This window comes from Halotolerantifilum yawarlongkerapense (assembly GCF_054506745.1).
Genome location: NZ_CP199719.1, coordinates 1,035,116 through 1,050,831, shown reverse-complemented (window position 1 = coordinate 1,050,831; position 15,716 = coordinate 1,035,116). Strand labels below are relative to the sequence as shown.

At 51.0% G+C, this 15,716-nt stretch carries 8 protein-coding genes, 18 tRNA genes and 3 rRNA genes; 27 read left to right on the top strand and 2 right to left on the bottom strand.

Translation table 11 applies throughout. The features are described 5' to 3' along the window. Positions 1–90: 90 nt before the first annotated feature. From ACULM0_RS05110 to ACULM0_RS04995, 24 genes are all read left to right on the top strand, one after another. Complete coding sequence (locus ACULM0_RS05110; protein ID WP_463679368.1) at positions 91–2,061, top strand: DNA gyrase/topoisomerase IV subunit B; 1,971 nt, start codon at positions 91–93, stop codon at positions 2,059–2,061. Between the two features lie 21 nt (positions 2,062–2,082). After that, the gene (locus ACULM0_RS05105; RefSeq protein ID WP_463679367.1) at positions 2,083–4,269 is read left to right on the top strand and encodes a DNA gyrase subunit A; all 2,187 of its coding nucleotides are present in this window, start codon (positions 2,083–2,085) and stop codon (positions 4,267–4,269) included. A gap of 53 nt (positions 4,270–4,322) precedes the next feature. Beyond that, positions 4,323–4,712, top strand: coding sequence for a hypothetical protein (locus ACULM0_RS05100; protein ID WP_463679366.1), 390 nt, complete (start codon positions 4,323–4,325; stop codon positions 4,710–4,712). A gap of 215 nt (positions 4,713–4,927) precedes the next feature. Beyond that, positions 4,928–6,467, top strand: a 16S ribosomal RNA gene (locus ACULM0_RS05095). 204 nt (positions 6,468–6,671) lie between these two features. After that, a 23S ribosomal RNA gene (locus ACULM0_RS05090) occupies positions 6,672–9,611 on the top strand. 162 nt (positions 9,612–9,773) lie between these two features. Further along, a 5S ribosomal RNA gene (gene rrf / locus ACULM0_RS05085) occupies positions 9,774–9,890 on the top strand. The 16S, 23S and 5S rRNA genes sit together here with 18 tRNA genes alongside, the layout of an rRNA operon. 5 nt (positions 9,891–9,895) lie before the next feature. Then, positions 9,896–9,970 (top strand) — tRNA-Asn (locus tag ACULM0_RS05080). 5 nt (positions 9,971–9,975) lie between these two features. Further along, positions 9,976–10,064: transfer RNA gene (locus tag ACULM0_RS05075), tRNA-Leu, on the top strand. A gap of 33 nt (positions 10,065–10,097) precedes the next feature. Beyond that, positions 10,098–10,173 (top strand) — tRNA-Met (locus tag ACULM0_RS05070). A 3-nt stretch (positions 10,174–10,176) separates the two neighbouring features. Then, positions 10,177–10,253 (top strand) — tRNA-Met (locus tag ACULM0_RS05065). A 5-nt stretch (positions 10,254–10,258) separates the two neighbouring features. Further along, positions 10,259–10,333: transfer RNA gene (locus tag ACULM0_RS05060), tRNA-Glu, on the top strand. A 5-nt stretch (positions 10,334–10,338) separates the two neighbouring features. After that, positions 10,339–10,414 (top strand) — tRNA-Val (locus ACULM0_RS05055). A gap of 5 nt (positions 10,415–10,419) precedes the next feature. Further along, positions 10,420–10,496: transfer RNA gene (locus ACULM0_RS05050), tRNA-Asp, on the top strand. A 12-nt stretch (positions 10,497–10,508) separates the two neighbouring features. Beyond that, positions 10,509–10,585 (top strand) — tRNA-Thr (locus ACULM0_RS05045). A gap of 7 nt (positions 10,586–10,592) precedes the next feature. Continuing rightward, positions 10,593–10,677 (top strand) — tRNA-Tyr (locus ACULM0_RS05040). A gap of 7 nt (positions 10,678–10,684) precedes the next feature. After that, positions 10,685–10,760, top strand: a tRNA-Gln gene (locus ACULM0_RS05035). Between the two features lie 6 nt (positions 10,761–10,766). Continuing rightward, positions 10,767–10,842, top strand: a tRNA-Lys gene (locus tag ACULM0_RS05030). Between the two features lie 7 nt (positions 10,843–10,849). Then, positions 10,850–10,938 (top strand) — tRNA-Ser (locus ACULM0_RS05025). Between the two features lie 7 nt (positions 10,939–10,945). After that, a tRNA-Ser gene (locus ACULM0_RS05020) sits at positions 10,946–11,036 on the top strand. A 25-nt stretch (positions 11,037–11,061) separates the two neighbouring features. After that, positions 11,062–11,138, top strand: a tRNA-Ile gene (locus ACULM0_RS05015). A gap of 27 nt (positions 11,139–11,165) precedes the next feature. Further along, positions 11,166–11,241 (top strand) — tRNA-Trp (locus tag ACULM0_RS05010). Positions 11,242–11,251: 10 nt separating this feature from the next. Continuing rightward, positions 11,252–11,328: transfer RNA gene (locus tag ACULM0_RS05005), tRNA-Pro, on the top strand. A 16-nt stretch (positions 11,329–11,344) separates the two neighbouring features. Then, a tRNA-Ile gene (locus ACULM0_RS05000) sits at positions 11,345–11,421 on the top strand. A 5-nt stretch (positions 11,422–11,426) separates the two neighbouring features. Further along, positions 11,427–11,502, top strand: a tRNA-Phe gene (locus ACULM0_RS04995). Positions 11,503–11,596: 94 nt separating this feature from the next. Here ACULM0_RS04995 and ACULM0_RS04990 read toward each other — a convergent pair. Next, positions 11,597–12,583 (bottom strand): ribonuclease H-like domain-containing protein, encoded by a 987-nt coding sequence (locus ACULM0_RS04990; RefSeq protein WP_463679365.1) that lies wholly within the window; start codon positions 12,581–12,583, stop codon positions 11,597–11,599. 200 nt (positions 12,584–12,783) lie between these two features. Between ACULM0_RS04990 and ACULM0_RS04985 the strand changes: the two genes are divergently transcribed. From ACULM0_RS04985 to ACULM0_RS04975, 3 genes are read left to right on the top strand one after another with little or no spacing between them, the layout of a single operon-like run. Then, positions 12,784–13,143, top strand: a complete 360-nt coding sequence (locus tag ACULM0_RS04985; RefSeq protein ID WP_463679364.1) for a nucleoside recognition domain-containing protein — start codon at positions 12,784–12,786, stop codon at positions 13,141–13,143. Between the two features lie 9 nt (positions 13,144–13,152). Beyond that, on the top strand, positions 13,153–13,581 hold the full coding sequence (locus ACULM0_RS04980; RefSeq protein ID WP_463679363.1) for a nucleoside recognition domain-containing protein: 429 nt from the start codon (positions 13,153–13,155) through the stop codon (positions 13,579–13,581). 19 nt (positions 13,582–13,600) lie between these two features. Further along, positions 13,601–14,653, top strand: coding sequence for an HD-GYP domain-containing protein (locus tag ACULM0_RS04975; protein WP_463679362.1), 1,053 nt, complete (start codon positions 13,601–13,603; stop codon positions 14,651–14,653). Positions 14,654–14,694: 41 nt separating this feature from the next. Here the strand turns inward: ACULM0_RS04975 and ACULM0_RS04970 are convergent, their stop codons facing one another. Continuing rightward, positions 14,695–15,708 (bottom strand): asparaginase, encoded by a 1,014-nt coding sequence (locus tag ACULM0_RS04970; RefSeq protein WP_463679361.1) that lies wholly within the window; start codon positions 15,706–15,708, stop codon positions 14,695–14,697. Between the last annotated feature and the right edge of the window lie 8 nt (positions 15,709–15,716).

The following is a 15,716-nucleotide window of genomic DNA, read 5'->3' as shown; positions in this document are numbered from 1 at the left end:
GTGGGAGATGCGATATAATATCCAAAGAGAACATGTGTTCCTCGAACGGTGGGAACAATTGAGAACCTGAGAATAGATGAGGTGACGAGCATGGCGACAAAAACCTATGGCAATGAGAGCATATCTGCTTTAAAAGGAGCCGATCGCGTTCGGAAGCGTCCGGCGGTAATTTTTGGTTCCGATGGATTGAAGGGTGCCCAGCACGCTTTTTTCGAAATCCTATCGAATGCAATCGATGAGGCCCGTGAGGGCTACGGCGACGAGATCGAAGTGATTCGCCATGAAGATCGATCGATGACGGTTGTCGATCACGGTCGAGGGATTCCAGTGGAATACAATAAAAATGAAAAGCGTTATAACTGGGAGCTAGTTTTCTGTGAGTTATACGCTGGTGGAAAATATAAAAACAATGAGGGCGATCATTATGAGTTCTCCCTTGGGCTAAACGGGTTGGGTACCTGTGCAACACAATACAGTTCTGAGTTCATGGATGTTGAGGTGATCCGAGATGGGAACAGGTACCAGTTGCATTTTGAAAATGGTGAGAATGTGGGGGGGCTTTACAAAGAACCCTACGGTGGACACAAGACAGGTTCGACGATCCGTTGGCGGCCCGATCTCTCTGTATTCACGGACATCGACATCCCACTGGCGTACTTCAAAGATGTACTGAAGCGCCAGGCGATTGTCAACGCTGGCGTGACCTTCATCCTGCGCGATGAGGTGTCGGAGGTCGTGCACGAGTTTTATTACGAGAATGGCATCGTGGATTACGTGGGTGAGCTTAACGAAGGCACGGGTTTTACTGATGTCTTCAACTACCACGACGAGGGTTCAGGCAAAGACCGCGAGGACAAACCGGCCTACCGGGTGAAGGTGGACGTCGCCTTTGCTTTTAATAATGAAGTGAACCTGATCGAGTACTACCATAACTCTTCTTTTCTCGAGCATGGTGGATCACCCGATCGAGCGGTGAAGAATGCATTTTTATATGAAATCGATAAATTCATCAAAAAGAGCAACAAGTATACGAAGAACGAAAAACGGATCACCTTCCAAGATGTAGAAGACTCGCTGATCATCGTGACGAACTCATTTTCCACGGTCACGAGCTATGAAAACCAAACGAAGAAGGCGATCACCAACAAGTTCATCCAAGAGTTCATGACAGAATTCTTGCGGGCTCGCCTGGAGATTTTCTTTATCGAGAACAAGGAGACGGCTGACAAGGTGATCGATCAGATGCTGATCAACAAGCGGAGCCGGGAACGGGCGGAGAAGACACGGAAGAACCTGAAAAAAACCTTGGGAGCCAAGGTGGATATCACTAATCGCGTGAAGAAGTTCGTGGACTGCCGTACGAAGAAAGTGGAAGAACGCGAGCTGTTCATCGTGGAGGGAGACTCTGCCCTAGGCGCTTGTAAGATGGCCCGGGATTCTGATTTTCAGGGCTTGATGCCTGTGCGCGGAAAGATACTGAACTGCCTGAAAGCGGACTACAATAAGATATTCAAGAGTGACATCATCATGGATCTCTTGAAAGTGTTGGGTTGTGGGGTCGAGATCCAATCCAAACATGCGAAGGACTTTGAAACCTTTGATCTGGATAAACTGAACTGGTCGAAAGTGATCATCACGACGGATGCCGATGTGGATGGATTCCAGATCCGCACATTGATCCTGACCATGTTCTACCGCTTGACGCCGACGCTGATCAATGAAGGACGTGTGTTCATCGCTGAGTCCCCTCTCTATGAAATCAGTGCCAAGGGCGAGACACATTTCGCCTATAACGAGAAAGAGAAGAAACAGGTTTTGGAAAACTTAAAGGGGAAGAAGATTTCTATCCAGCGTTCGAAGGGTTTGGGTGAGAACGAACCCCAGATGATGTGGCAAACGACCATGTCGCCAGAAACCAGGCGTCTCGTGAAAGTAGTGCCAGAAGATGTCGAGCGCACCCAGCGAATATTCGAAACGCTCCTTGGAGATGACATCGATAGTCGTAAGCTGTTCATCGAAGAGTTCGGCCCGATGTACTTGGACCAGTTGGATATCAGTTGATAATGGAAAGGAACGATGCACATGGCTGTGATTGAACAACAGATCACCAATACCCTTGAATCGAATTATATGCCCTACGCGATGAGCGTCATCGTTTCCCGGGCGATTCCTGAAATCGATGGATTCAAACCCTCCCATCGCAAGTTGCTCTACACGATGTACAAGATGGGCCTGCTGAAGGGGGCACGGACGAAATCGGCGAACGTCGTGGGACAGACGATGAAGCTGAACCCCCACGGCGACCAGGCAATTTACGCCACGATGGTGCGTTTGTCACGGGGATACGACGCCCTCTTGCATCCTTACGTGGACTCAAAGGGTAACTTCGGTAAGAGCACATCGCGGGATATGGCTTTCGCTGCCAGTCGATACACGGAAGTGAAGCTCGATTCGATCTGTACAGAGCTGTTCAAAGATATCGACAAGAACACTGTGGATATGGTGGATAACTACGATGGGTCGATGAAGGAACCCGCATTGCTCCCGACGACTTTTCCCAACATCCTGGTGAACGCCAACCGTGGGATTGCAGTGGGGATGGCGAGTAATATCGCCAGCTTCAACCTCCGTGAAGTCTGTGAGACGACGATCAAGTACATTGACCATCCCGGGATGGATCTACTCAAGACCCTCAAGGCACCGGACTTTTCCACAGGTGGCAAGCTCATTTATTCCAAGAGCACCTTGACTAAGATTTACAAGACCGGTCTGGGATCAGTGAAACTCAGGGCGCGTTTCCGCTACTTAGAAGATGAGAATATGATTGAGATCACTGAGATTCCCTACACCACGACCATCGAGGCGATTATCGATAAGATTGTGGATTTAGTGAAATCCCAGAAAGTGAAAGAAATCAGTGACGTGCGTGATGAGATGGATTTGAAGGGCTTGAAGATCACGCTAGATCTCAAGCGCGGAGCTGATCCGGAACTCGTGATGGGCAAACTCTATCGTTACACTACACTCGAGGATTCTTTCTCCTGTAACTTCAACATGCTGATCGATGGGAAACCACGGGTAATGGGCATCAAGACCATTCTGGATGAATGGCTTCGTTTTCGAAAGAACACGATCATTCGGGCGCTCGATTATGACGTGCGAGACATGAGTGCCAAGTTGCACCTGCTGAAGGGTCTGGAGGCTGTGCTCTTGGATCTGGACGAAGCCATAGCGATCATCCGGAGGACGAAGGAAGACAAAGAGGTCATTCCGGAACTAATGAAGCATTTCGAAATCGACGAGAAGCAGGCGGAATTCGTGGCTAACCTCAGGCTTCGCAATATCAACCAGGAGTACATCCTACAGAAGACGAGTGAAAAGCAAGCTCTCGAGGATACAATCGAAGAGAAGCGGTTGATCATGGCTTCCGACGACCGCATTAAGGCCTTGATCAAAGAAGAACTCAAGGGGATTTCAAAAAAATTCGGGACAGACCGAAGAACGGAGATTGTAACCAAGGAGGAGATCATCGAGCACGATGAGGAAGATCACATTGAAGATTACAATCTCAAGGTCTTCGTGACAGATCATAACTACTTTAAAAAAATCTCCCTCGTATCCCTTCGGGCCAGTGGCTCTCACCGGTTGAAGGAAGAAGATGAGATTATCATGGAGGCAGAAGGTGCCAACAAGGATGAGATCCTGTTCTTCACCGACCGTTGCCAGGTCTACAAGCGGATGCTTTACGAGCTACCCGATCACAAGGCGAGTGGGCTTGGGTCCTACCTGCCCAATGTGCTGGAGATGGACGAGGGGGAAAATGTGCTCCACGCTGTGGTCACCAATGACTTCCAGGGCCATATGATCTTTGCCTATGAAAACGGGAAGGTCTCGAAGGTGCCTCTGGAGAGTTATCAGACGAAGTTCAACCGTAAAAAGCTGGTCAATGCCTATTCCGATCAATCGCCTGTGATCGGGGTGCGGTATGTTCGCGAGGAGACGGATTTCGTCTTGGTACGGTATGCCCACCCTGATGAGTATCGCTTCGTCATGTTCAACACAGCTCTCGTCAATACGAAGAGCACACGCAATGCAAGGGGTGTACAGGTCGTTCGGCTGAAAAAGGATTCAGAAGCAATCAAGCTGATCGATAAAGATGACTTCCGTGTAGCGGATCCTTCATCTTATCAAGTACCTGCGATTCCACGCTCGGGAAAAGAACTGGAGGACCCTGCTGAGAAGATGAAAATCGCTGAAATCATCGGTTGATGTTTGGTAACGATTTTCCATGGTATATAAATAGTGATGAGAGGGGTGACAACTTGTTAGAGAACAAATGGATGAAACGTCTGGCCAAAGGCTTGATGATCGCACTGGCAGTTGCGACGATCCTCAAGGTCTATTATGAACTGAAAGTACTCGATCTCCTGCTCGGGATCTACAAGCTCGAGGGAGAGAAGAAGCGGATCGCCAGGGTGTCTTTTAAGTCGCTGATGTACATCGCCCGCAGAGCAGACGGTGACGAAGCGCTGATTGACGAGATGGATCGCATCGGATGGAACTTCTACAATGCCTACGGTAATGGGTACGTCTTCTCAAAACATGGAGAAGAGATTCTCTTGAAAAAACGTATCTACCCCCGTTACGCCGTATACGAAGTCACGAATCCGGACTACTTTAATGTGGTAACGCTTGACGAGGAGCATTTTTAAAAGATAGCTAAAAGGGTCCCTTTTCGGGACCTTTTTCAACCTATCTATTTTCAGAATAGGGCCAATCTTACTTCTTTGAGTTTTCCGTTGACATTCGATCTCTTAATTGGTATGATAAATGAGTCGCCGGTTGAGACCGGTTGGCACGGGAAAAGATCATTGAAAACTGAATCGTACGAAACGTCAATTTTTATTAGAGCTATGGTTTCAAAATTTTTTCAAAGAGTTTGATCCTGGCTCAGGATGAACGCTGGCGGCGTGCTTAACACATGCAAGTCGAACGAGAAGCGAGGGAACGGACACTTCGGTGGAAGGGAACTTGCGGAAAGTGGCAGACGGGTGAGTAACGCGTGGGCAACCTGCCCTGAACAGAGGGATAGCCACCGGAAACGGTGATTAATACCTCATGAAGCGAGAAGGTCGCATGACCTGCTCGTTAAAGATTTTATCGGTTCAGGATGGGCCCGCGTCTGATTAGCTAGTTGGTAGGGTAACGGCCTACCAAGGCGACGATCAGTAGCCGACCTGAGAGGGTGATCGGCCACACTGGAACTGAGACACGGTCCAGACTCCTACGGGAGGCAGCAGTGGGGAATATTGCACAATGGGCGCAAGCCTGATGCAGCAACGCCGCGTGAATGATGAAGGCCTTCGGGTCGTAAAATTCTGTTCTAAGGGAAGAAGCAGTGACGGTACCTTAGAAGCAAGCTCCGGCTAACTACGTGCCAGCAGCCGCGGTAATACGTAGGGAGCAAGCGTTATCCGGAATCACTGGGCGTAAAGAGTGCGTAGGTGGTCCATCAAGCCTGAGGTGAAAGGCAACGGCTCAACCGTTGTAAGCCTTGGGAACTGTTGGACTTGAGTACAGGAGAGGAAAGTGGAATTCCTAGTGTAGCGGTGAAATGCGTAGATATTAGGAGGAACACCAGTGGCGAAGGCGACTTTCTGGACTGTAACTGACACTGAGGCACGAAAGCGTGGGGAGCGAACAGGATTAGATACCCTGGTAGTCCACGCCGTAAACGATGGGTACTAGGTGTCGGCATGCGAGTGTCGGTGCCGCAGTTAACGCAATAAGTACCCCGCCTGGGGAGTACGGTCGCAAGACTGAAACTCAAAGGAATTGACGGGGACCCGCACAAGCAGCGGAGCATGTGGTTTAATTCGAAGCAACGCGAAGAACCTTACCAAATCTTGACATCTCCTTGATCGCTCTTTAACCAGAGCTTTCGGCCTTTGGTCGACAGGGATGACAGGTGGTGCATGGTTGTCGTCAGCTCGTGTCGTGAGATGTTGGGTTAAGTCCCGCAACGAGCGCAACCCTTGCATTTAGTTGCCAGCATTAAGTTGGGCACTCTAGATGGACTGCCGGTGACAAACCGGAGGAAGGTGGGGATGACGTCAAATCATCATGCCCTTTATGATTTGGGCTACACACGTGCTACAATGGTCGGTACAACGGGCAGCGACTGCGCAAGCAGGAGCGAATCCTTATAAGCCGATCTCAGTTCGGATCGTGGGCTGCAACTCGCCCACGTGAAGCTGGAGTTGCTAGTAATCGCGAATCAGCATGTCGCGGTGAATGCGTTCCCGGGTCTTGTACACACCGCCCGTCACACCATGGAAGTTGGGAGCACCCGAAGTCAGTGATCCAACCGCTTTAAGCGGGGGAAGCTGCCGAAGGTGAGACCAATGACTGGGGTGAAGTCGTAACAAGGTAGCCGTATCGGAAGGTGCGGCTGGATCACCTCCTTTCTAAGGAGAATCATAAAAAATAAGCCTTTAATGAAAGACGTTCGTACGATTCAGTTTTGAGGGATTTTTTCCCTTGTATAGTTTTTGTTCATTGAAAATTGCATACAGCAAAACTTCTTAAAATCTAAGAAAAAAACCAAGCTGAAAATTTGAAAGAGAGAATCTCTTTTTTAAAAGATCTGATCGCCGACTCAAGGTGAAGCAGGTCAAGTAAGTAAGAGCATAAGGCGGATGCCTTGGCACTTGGAGCCGATGAAGGACGTGGTAAGCTGCGAAAAGCCCCGTGTAGCCGCAAGCAGGCGATGATACGGGGATGTCCGAATGGGGAAACCCCCTCGCGTTCATCCGCGAGGACCGTCAGGTGAATACATAGCCTGACGGGGGGAACCCGGTGAACTGAAACATCTAAGTAACCGGAGGAAGAGAAAGAAAACAATCGATTTTCCGAGTAGCGGCGAGCGAAAGGGAAAGAGCCCAAACCGAGACCTACGGGTCTCGGGGTTGCGGACGGACGAATAAAGTTTAGGGATAAGTCTAGTCGAAGATGCCTGGGAAGGCACACCAGAGCGGGTGATAGTCCCGTAGACGAAAGGTGGACCCGGACGACGTCCGATCCAGAGTACCACGGGACACGAGAAATCCTGTGGGAAGCAGGGAGGACCATCTCCCAAGGCTAAATACTACCAAGTGACCGATAGCGCATAGTACCGTGAGGGAAAGGTGAAAAGAACCCCTGGAGGGGAGTGAAATAGAACCTGAAACCTTATGTTTACAAGCAGTGGGAGCAAGCATGACTTGCGACCGCGTACTTTTTGTAGAACGGGCCAACGAGTTACGTTATGCAGCGATAGGTTAAGGTGCTTGAGCACCGTAGCCGTAGCGAAAGCGAGTCTGAATAGGGCGACGAGTTGTATGGCGTAGACCCGAAACCGTGTGACCTACCCATGAGCAGGGTGAAGCAGAAGTAAAATTTTGTGGAGGCCCGAACCCATGTCTGTTGAAAAAGGCTGGGATGACTTGTGGGTAGCGGAGAAATTCCAATCGAACACGGAGATAGCTGGTTCTCCCCGAAATAGCTTTAGGGCTAGCCTGAGGAAATGAGACACGGAGGTAGAGCACTGACTAGCCTAGGGGGCTTCACCGCCTACCGAAGCTTATCAAACTCCGAATGCCGTGATCTTTATCCTTGGAGTCAGACAGCGTGTGATAAGATTCGTTGTCGAGAGGGAAACAGCCCAGACCATCAGCTAAGGTCCCCAAGTGTGGATTAAGTGGGAAAGGATGTGACATTGCCTAGACAACTAGGATGTTGGCTTAGAAGCAGCCACGCATTGAAAGAGTGCGTAATAGCTCACTAGTCGAGTGATGTCGCGCCGAAAATTACCGGGGCTAAAATCCACCACCGAAGCTATGGATTAGAAGACTTAAGGTCTTCTAGTGGTAGGGGAGCATTGTATACGGGACGAAGCTGTACTGTAAGGTATGGTGGACTGTATAGAAGAGAGAATGTTGGCATGAGTAGCGAGAGGTGTGTGAGAATCACACCGGCCGAAAACCTAAGGGTTCCTGAGGAAGGCTCGTCCACTCAGGGTAAGTCAGGACCTAAGCCGAGGACGAAAGTCGTAGGCGATGGACAACAGGTGAAGATTCCTGTACCGCTTTAGAAGCGTTTGAGAGATGTGGTGACACAGGAGGATAGGCAGAGCGCGCGATTGGAAGAGCGCGTCCAAGCAGCAAGCTTGATGGGATAGGCAAATCCGTCCCGTTAAAAGGTGAGCTGTGATGGGGAGTGAACTTAAGTAACGAAGCTGTCGATTTCAAACTGTCGAGAAAAGCCGCTATCGAGTTTTTAGGGCGCCTGTACCGTAAACCGACACAGGTAGGTAGGAAGAGAATTCTAAGGCCAGCGAGAGAACCATTGTTAAGGAACTCGGCAAAATGACCCCGTAACTTCGGGAGAAGGGGTGCCGCGCGTAGGGTGTCAAAGCCTGAGGCGGCCGCAGAGAATAGGCCCAAGCGACTGTTTACCAAAAACACAGGTCTCTGCTAAATCGAAAGATGATGTATAGGGGCTGACGCCTGCCCGGTGCTGGAAGGTTAAGAGGAAAGGTTAGCGTAAGCGAAGCTTAGAATCGAAGCCCCAGTAAACGGCGGCCGTAACTATAACGGTCCTAAGGTAGCGAAATTCCTTGTCGGGTAAGTTCCGACCCGCACGAAAGGCGTAACGATTTGGGCGCTGTCTCAACAATGGACTCGGTGAAATTGTAGTACCGGTAAAGATGCCGGTTACCCGCAGCAAGACGGAAAGACCCCGTGGAGCTTTACTGTAGCTTGGCACTGGATTTTGGTATGGGATGTACAGGATAGGTGGGAGACATAGAAGCATGCGCGCCAGTGTGTGTGGAGTCGTCCTTTGGATACCACCCTTTCCATACCAGTGTTCTAACCAGGAGCTGTGATCCAGCTCTGGGACAATGTCAGGTGGGCAGTTTGACTGGGGCGGTCGCCTCCTAAAGAGTAACGGAGGCGCCCAAAGGTTTCCTCAGCGCGGTTGGAAATCGCGCAAAGAGTGCAAAGGCATAAGGGAGCTTGACTGCGAGACATACAGGTCGAGCAGGGACGAAAGTCGGGCTTAGTGATCCGGTGGTACCGCATGGAAGGGCCATCGCTCAACGGATAAAAGCTACCCCGGGGATAACAGGCTTATCTCCCCCAAGAGTCCACATCGACGGGGAGGTTTGGCACCTCGATGTCGGCTCGTCTCATCCTGGGGCTGTAGTAGGTCCCAAGGGTTGGGCTGTTCGCCCATTAAAGAGGCACGCGAGCTGGGTTCAGAACGTCGTGAGACAGTTCGGTCCCTATCTGCTGTGGGCGTTGGATATTTGAGAGGCTCTGTTCCTAGTACGAGAGGACCGGAATGGACGCACCGCTGGTGGATCAGTTGTCCTGCCAAGGGCATAGCTGAGTAGCTACGTGCGGAAGGGATAAGCGCTGAAGGCATCTAAGCGCGAAGCCCCCCTCAAGATGAGATATCCCATCATTTATGAGTAAGACCCCAGATAGACCATCTGGTTGATAGGCCAAGGGTGAAAGGGCAGTAATGCTTTTAGCTGATTGGTACTAATCGGTCGAGGACTTGACCTAAGGCGAACCTTGGGTTGGTGAGAAGATCATAAAGAGAAGACACTTTTTCTTAGAAACAACTTGGTTTTGATTTGCTGTATGCGATTTTGAGTGGATGAAGACTCCAAGAGGGTTGACACGGCCTCGAAGCTGTGCTAAACTTTATCTTGTCGTTGAAATTCATTTGGTGACGATAGCGAGAAGGATACACCTGTTCCCATCCCGAACACAGACGTTAAGCTTCTCAGCGCTGAAGGTACTTGGGGAGCAGTCCCCTGGGAGAATAGGACGTTGCCAAATTATATTCCAAGGTAGCTCAACGGTGGAGCAACCGGCTGTTAACCGGTAGGCTGTGGGTTCGAGTCCCACCCTTGGAGCCACTCTGGCCGGGGTGGCGGAACTGGCAGACGCACAGGACTTAAAATCCTGCGATCCTAAAAGATTGTACCGGTTCGATCCCGGTCCCCGGCACCATCAACTTCATAGAAGTAGTATTACCCAGATTGTCGCGGGGTGGAGCAGTTGGAAGCTCGTCGGGCTCATAACCCGGAGGCCGCAGGTTCGAATCCTGTCCCCGCAACCATGTGGCGGCGTAGCTCAGCTGGCTAGAGCATTCGGTTCATACCCGGAGAGTCGGTGGTTCGAGTCCACTCGCCGCTACCACACCTGGCCCCTTGGTCAAGCGGTCAAGACACCGCCCTTTCACGGCGGTAACGGGGGTTCGATTCCCCCAGGGGTCACCATTTATGGGAGCATAGCTCAGCTGGGAGAGCATCTGCCTTACAAGCAGGAGGTCACAGGTTCGATCCCTGTTGCTCCCACCATATGCGGTCCAGTAGTTCAGCTGGTTAGAACGCTAGCCTGTCACGCTAGAGGTCGAGGGTTCGAATCCCTTCTGGATCGCCATTATTTTTTTAAGCTGGTGTAGCTCAATTTGGCAGAGCAACTGACTTGTAATCAGTAGGTTGCGGGTTCAAGTCCCATCACCAGCTCCATCTTTTTGGAGGGGTTCCCGAGTGGCCAAAGGGGGCGGACTGTAAATCCGTTAGCTGAGCTTTCGAAGGTTCGAATCCTTCCCCCTCCACCATTACCATTGGGGATTAGCCAAGTCGGTAAGGCAGCGGACTTTGACTCCGTCATTCACAGGTTCGAGTCCTGTATCCCCAGCCATTACACGACCCATTAGCTCAGTTGGTAGAGCATCTGACTTTTAATCAGGGTGTCCCGCGTTCGAGTCGCGGATGGGTCACCATATATTTGGAGAGGTACCGAAGTGGCCATAACGGGGCGGTCTTGAAAACCGTTAGGGCGCAAGCCCACGTGGGTTCGAATCCCACCCTCTCCGCCAATTTCATGGAGAAGTACTCAAGTGGCTGAAGAGGCTCCCCTGCTAAGGGAGTAGGGCTCGCAAGGGTCGCGAGGGTTCAAATCCCTCCTTCTCCGCCAATTTCCACACAGTTTTCATCCAGAGGGGCCTTTAGCTCAGTTGGTTAGAGCATCCGGCTCATAACCGGACGGTCCGGGGTTCGAGTCCCTGAAGGCCCACCAACTTTATGAGCTGATCAACAATTACATAGGGGTGTAGCTCAGTTGGTAGAGCAGCGGTCTCCAAAACCGCGTGTCGTGGGTTCAAGTCCTATCACCCCTGCCATTATTCTCAACGGGGTGTAGCGCAGTTTGGTAGCGCATCTGGTTCGGGATCAGAGGGTCGCAGGTTCAAATCCTGCCACTCCGACCACTACATATTTGTTAGTGGGCGTATAGCTCAGCAGGTTAGAGCGCACGCCTGATAAGCGTGAGGTCGGTGGTTCGAGTCCACCTATGCCCACCATACTTGCCCAGATAGCTCAGTCGGTAGAGCAGGGGACTGAAAATCCCCGTGTCGGTGGTTCGATTCCGCCTCTGGGCACCATCAAAGCACGTTGCTTTTATTATGAAAAGGCGATGTGTTTTTTTTTGTGCGAAAAAAAAAGGCACGCTTCGATGAAGCGTGCGCTGTGTTGTTCTTAGAGGTGACGCTCCAGTAGTTGCCCGAGAGATTTGGCAACCACGGTATGCTGGATCTGATCGTCGTAGGAGCAGATCAGCCCACGTCTTTCCTTGGGGTCGAGCGTTGCAAAATCACATCCTAACAGGGGGAGGGGGTTTAGAATGGTGAGCAAGTGCCCGTTCACCAAATGGGAAGCCGTGGCGATTTGCACGCGTATGCGGTGCCTGTCGAGCGACTCGAGCTGAAAGGTTTCGGCAAATAAGCGGATTTGCCCTATACTTGGCAGGGCGCTCTCGACTGTCGCGTGGAGGTAGTCACCTCGGATATGAGGCTGAACAACGACGAAGTGCCGATCCTGTACCTCGAGATGGACCGGAATGTATGCCTCTAGTGCTCCTTCGGGAAGGTGCTTGATGATGTCAATCAGTGGGACGAGGTACTCGATATCCTCAAGATTGTGCTGCAGGATCTCTTCGCGCAGGTCTGGCTCTCCGCTCTTCAGGTAGGTGTGGTAGCGTTCGATACTCTCTTTACCGCTGATCAGATCAATGCGCTCGATACCTAGATATCTTTCTACGGTCTTTAGCTTGTAGTTTTCCAGCCCCAACACGTTGACGTGATTTCGGATCAGCCGGTAGAGATCCACATTAAAGCCATTCATCAACCGGTGCTCGATTCCGTGTGCGGCTGCGCGCGCATTGATGAAGGGAAAGTCAAAACTATGACCATTGTAGGTGATGTAGGTTGCGATCGGTTCGGTCAGGAGTAGATCGAAAAGCGAGGTGAGCAGATCCCTTTCTTGTGTACCTGTCTCGTCAAATAGCTGAAATGACTTAAGTTCAGGACCTTTTTTGACGATAATCCCTATGAGCATAATTTTTGCATGAGTTCGTGAAAAACCCGTGGTCTCAATATCGAGAATCGCCAGGGGTTCTGTGAAGAGTTTTTCCAGCAAAGCCAGGTGATCCGGGTGCGGTCGATAGTGACGTTCGATCCTTTGCATACCACCCTCCTTATCAGAACATTTGTTAAACGACAGTAACCATACGAAATTATTTATATGTTATACTAAAAGATGAGAATTGACAACAATACTGCATGAGAATGGACCACGACAAGGGGGAAGGGCCTCAGCCCGATGGTATGGTATTTCACAAGACGCTCCAGAAGGGTGTGCACAAGGGGTTGGAGACACTCTGGACCTTGACCAAAATGATTGTACCCGTCTATTTTCTTGTGACGGCGCTGAAATACACTCCGGTACTGAAATGGATTTCCGATGGGTTTTCACCCTTCATGACCTACTTGGGCCTTCCGGGGGAAGCCGCGATCGTACTCGTTTTAGGTGGTGTCTTGAACATCTATGCCGCCATTGGTGCCATGGCATCATTGAGTCTGACGATACCGCAAACCACCGTGCTCGCGGTGATGATCTCCTTCGCTCACAATCTCTTTGTCGAGACGGCCGTGACCAAAGGAGTGGGTGTCTCCATACGATTGATCGCGGGATTCAGAATCCTGTTGGCCCTCATCGGTGGACTGCTCGTCAATGCCTTGATGTAGGGGGCCGAGATGATTACATATTTACATGAAGCGTCGATGGGATCGGCCAGAACGATCTTTGATATCGCCATTATCGTATTTCCGCTGATGATCGCTATTGAGTTTGTTAGAGATCTGAAGCTGCTGGATCATATGACGTCCATTTTTCGACCGATGACACGTTTGCTTGGTATTCCCGACCGCGCAGCATTGCCACTGGGGGTAGGCCTCGTCTTCGGACTGGCCTATGGTGCCGGTGTGATCATAGACAGTGCGAAGGAGGGGGACCTTGACGCCCAAAGTTTACTGATCATCAGTCTTTTCCTCGCGGCCTGTCACGCTGTGATCGAAGACACCCTGCTATTCGTAGCTATCGGGGTCAACGGTTTCTTTCTTCTCGGCATGCGATTGACCGCAGCATTTCTCCTGACCTTTATCCTATCAAAATTCATCCGCTAGTTTTCAGGAGGCGTTTACCGTGAAATTACTGGCCACCTACCAATTGAAAGAAGGCATGAGACTGTCGAGAGACGTCATCGATGTGAAGGGAACCACGATCCTATCCAAGGATGCTGTGATCTCCACGGCCATCAAAGAACGATTGATGCGCCGTAATATCGATTACGTCTATGTGAGCATGGACGCACCCACGTACTCCGCTCCCGACAAGCCCGTGCTTTGCCCTGCTGATCGCCGGCAGGTTTACGAAGAAATGGTGGACACCTTCACGCATGTCTTCGCGGATCCCTACGCCCCGATCAACGAGCATGTAGAGAAGTTACAGCTTCAGAACCAACAGCTCATCAGCTCCGTGATCAGTGAGAAGAACGTGCTTAAAACATTAGAAAGCTTGAAAAGTGCCCAGGAGTATACGGTGAAGCACTCGATCAACGTTTCGATCCTGAGCGCAATGCTGGCCAAGTGGTTGATGCTCGATGACAAGATCATTAGAGAGGTGGCACTAGGCGGTCTTCTACACGATCTGGGAAAAGCTCGGATCCCACGGATCATCTTGGACAAGCCTGCGAGATTATCCGATGGCGAGTATGAGATCATCAAGAAACACCCCACCTTTGCCTACCAGATGCTGAAGGAGTTCAATCTACCGAAATCGGTGATCCAAGGTGTTCTCTTTCACCACGAGCGGTACGACGGAACCGGATACATAAGCGGGGCCATAGGCTCCAGAATCCCCCTCTACGCGCGGATCATCGCGATCGTCGATGTATTCGATGCCATCGCATCCAATCGTGTCTATCAAGCCAGGAAGAGCTATTTCAAGGCTGTTCAAATCTTAAAGGACGAGAGTTTCTCCTCGCTGGACCCCTATATCACGGAGGTATTCATCAAGAACTTATCCGATTTCCTCATAGGAAATCAAGTGGTCCTGAGCGATGGTGAAATCGGCGAAGTGGTCTACCTGAATAAATCTCTTTTGCATCGACCGATGGTCCGTGTCGCACAGCAGTATATTGATCTGAGCGAGTGCTACCACCTGGAGATTATGGATGTTGTAGAAGAGGCCACATAAGAAAGTAGCGCCAGGAGCAGATTCTCCAGACGCTACTAATTTTATGTTTCGAAAGGGATGGAGACTTTCTTGTGGTAGAAATCTCTCTCAAAGGAGGCCTTGATCGCTTCAGGCGAGTACTCCCCGCCGAGCAGGAGCATCAACTGCATCCGAGCCTTTTGACCGTTGAGGTTCCCACCGAAGATCACCCCGGCATTGCGGAGCAGCTTGCCGCCCCCCTCGTAGCCGTAGGAGTCATAGACACGTCCCATGGGACACCGGGAGACGAGGACGACCACAAGGCCCTTTTCCATGGCCTCGATGACGCTTCTGGCCATAAGAGGAGGGAGGTTGCCACGTCCCATGGCCTCGATGATCAGTCCCTTGGCCCCCCCGGCCACGAGGTAGTCGATCATGCGTCCGTCCATACCGAGTGCGGCTTTTACCAGATGGACTTCCTTTTCCACCCGACGGCTCTGTAGCGTTTGATGCTCTCGGATGGTCCGGTAAAAGATCACTTCATTTTGGTCGACGATACCCAGGGGGCCAAACTCAAGAGACTTGAAGGTATCCAAACTCAAGGTGTGCGACTTGGTTACCTCGGATGCTGCGTTGACGGTATTGTTGAGGACGATGAGCACCCCCATCCCCCTGGCCTCCTCACTGATTGCGGTGGAGATAGCACCGGCCAGATTGCTCGGCCCATCGTAGCCGAGTTCTGAAGAGTTTCGCATGGCGGCCACCATCACGATGGGTTTCTTGGAATCCACGAGCAGGTCGAGGAAGTAGGCGGTTTCCTCCAGTGTGTCAGTACCGTGGGTGATGACCATGCCATCGATATCCTGACGATCGAGCAGGTTGATCACGAGGTGGAACAGTTCGAATAATCTCTCCTCGTTCATGTGTGGTCCCGGCAGACGTGAGAACTCATGTGTTTCCACCTCCGCCATCCGGTCGATATTGGTCACCATACCCATGATCTCCTCCGAGCTCAGAGCGGGTATGGCAGCCGAAAGACGGCGGTCGACCTTCATGGAGATGGTACCGCCGGTAAAGATGACAGCTACTTTTTTCATTGTGTATT

What these genes read in the sequence shown, in the direction of transcription:
- ACULM0_RS05105 (WP_463679367.1), top strand. Translation starts at nt 2,083, where the DNA reads ATGGCTGTGATTGAACAACAGATCACCAATACCCTTGAATCGAATTAT.
- ACULM0_RS04970 (WP_463679361.1), bottom strand. Translation starts at nt 15,708, where the DNA reads ATGAAAAAAGTAGCTGTCATCTTTACCGGCGGTACCATCTCCATGAAG.
- ACULM0_RS04980 (WP_463679363.1), top strand. Translation starts at nt 13,153, where the DNA reads ATGATTACATATTTACATGAAGCGTCGATGGGATCGGCCAGAACGATC.
- ACULM0_RS05110 (WP_463679368.1), top strand. Translation starts at nt 91, where the DNA reads ATGGCGACAAAAACCTATGGCAATGAGAGCATATCTGCTTTAAAAGGA.
- ACULM0_RS04990 (WP_463679365.1), bottom strand. Translation starts at nt 12,583, where the DNA reads ATGCAAAGGATCGAACGTCACTATCGACCGCACCCGGATCACCTGGCT.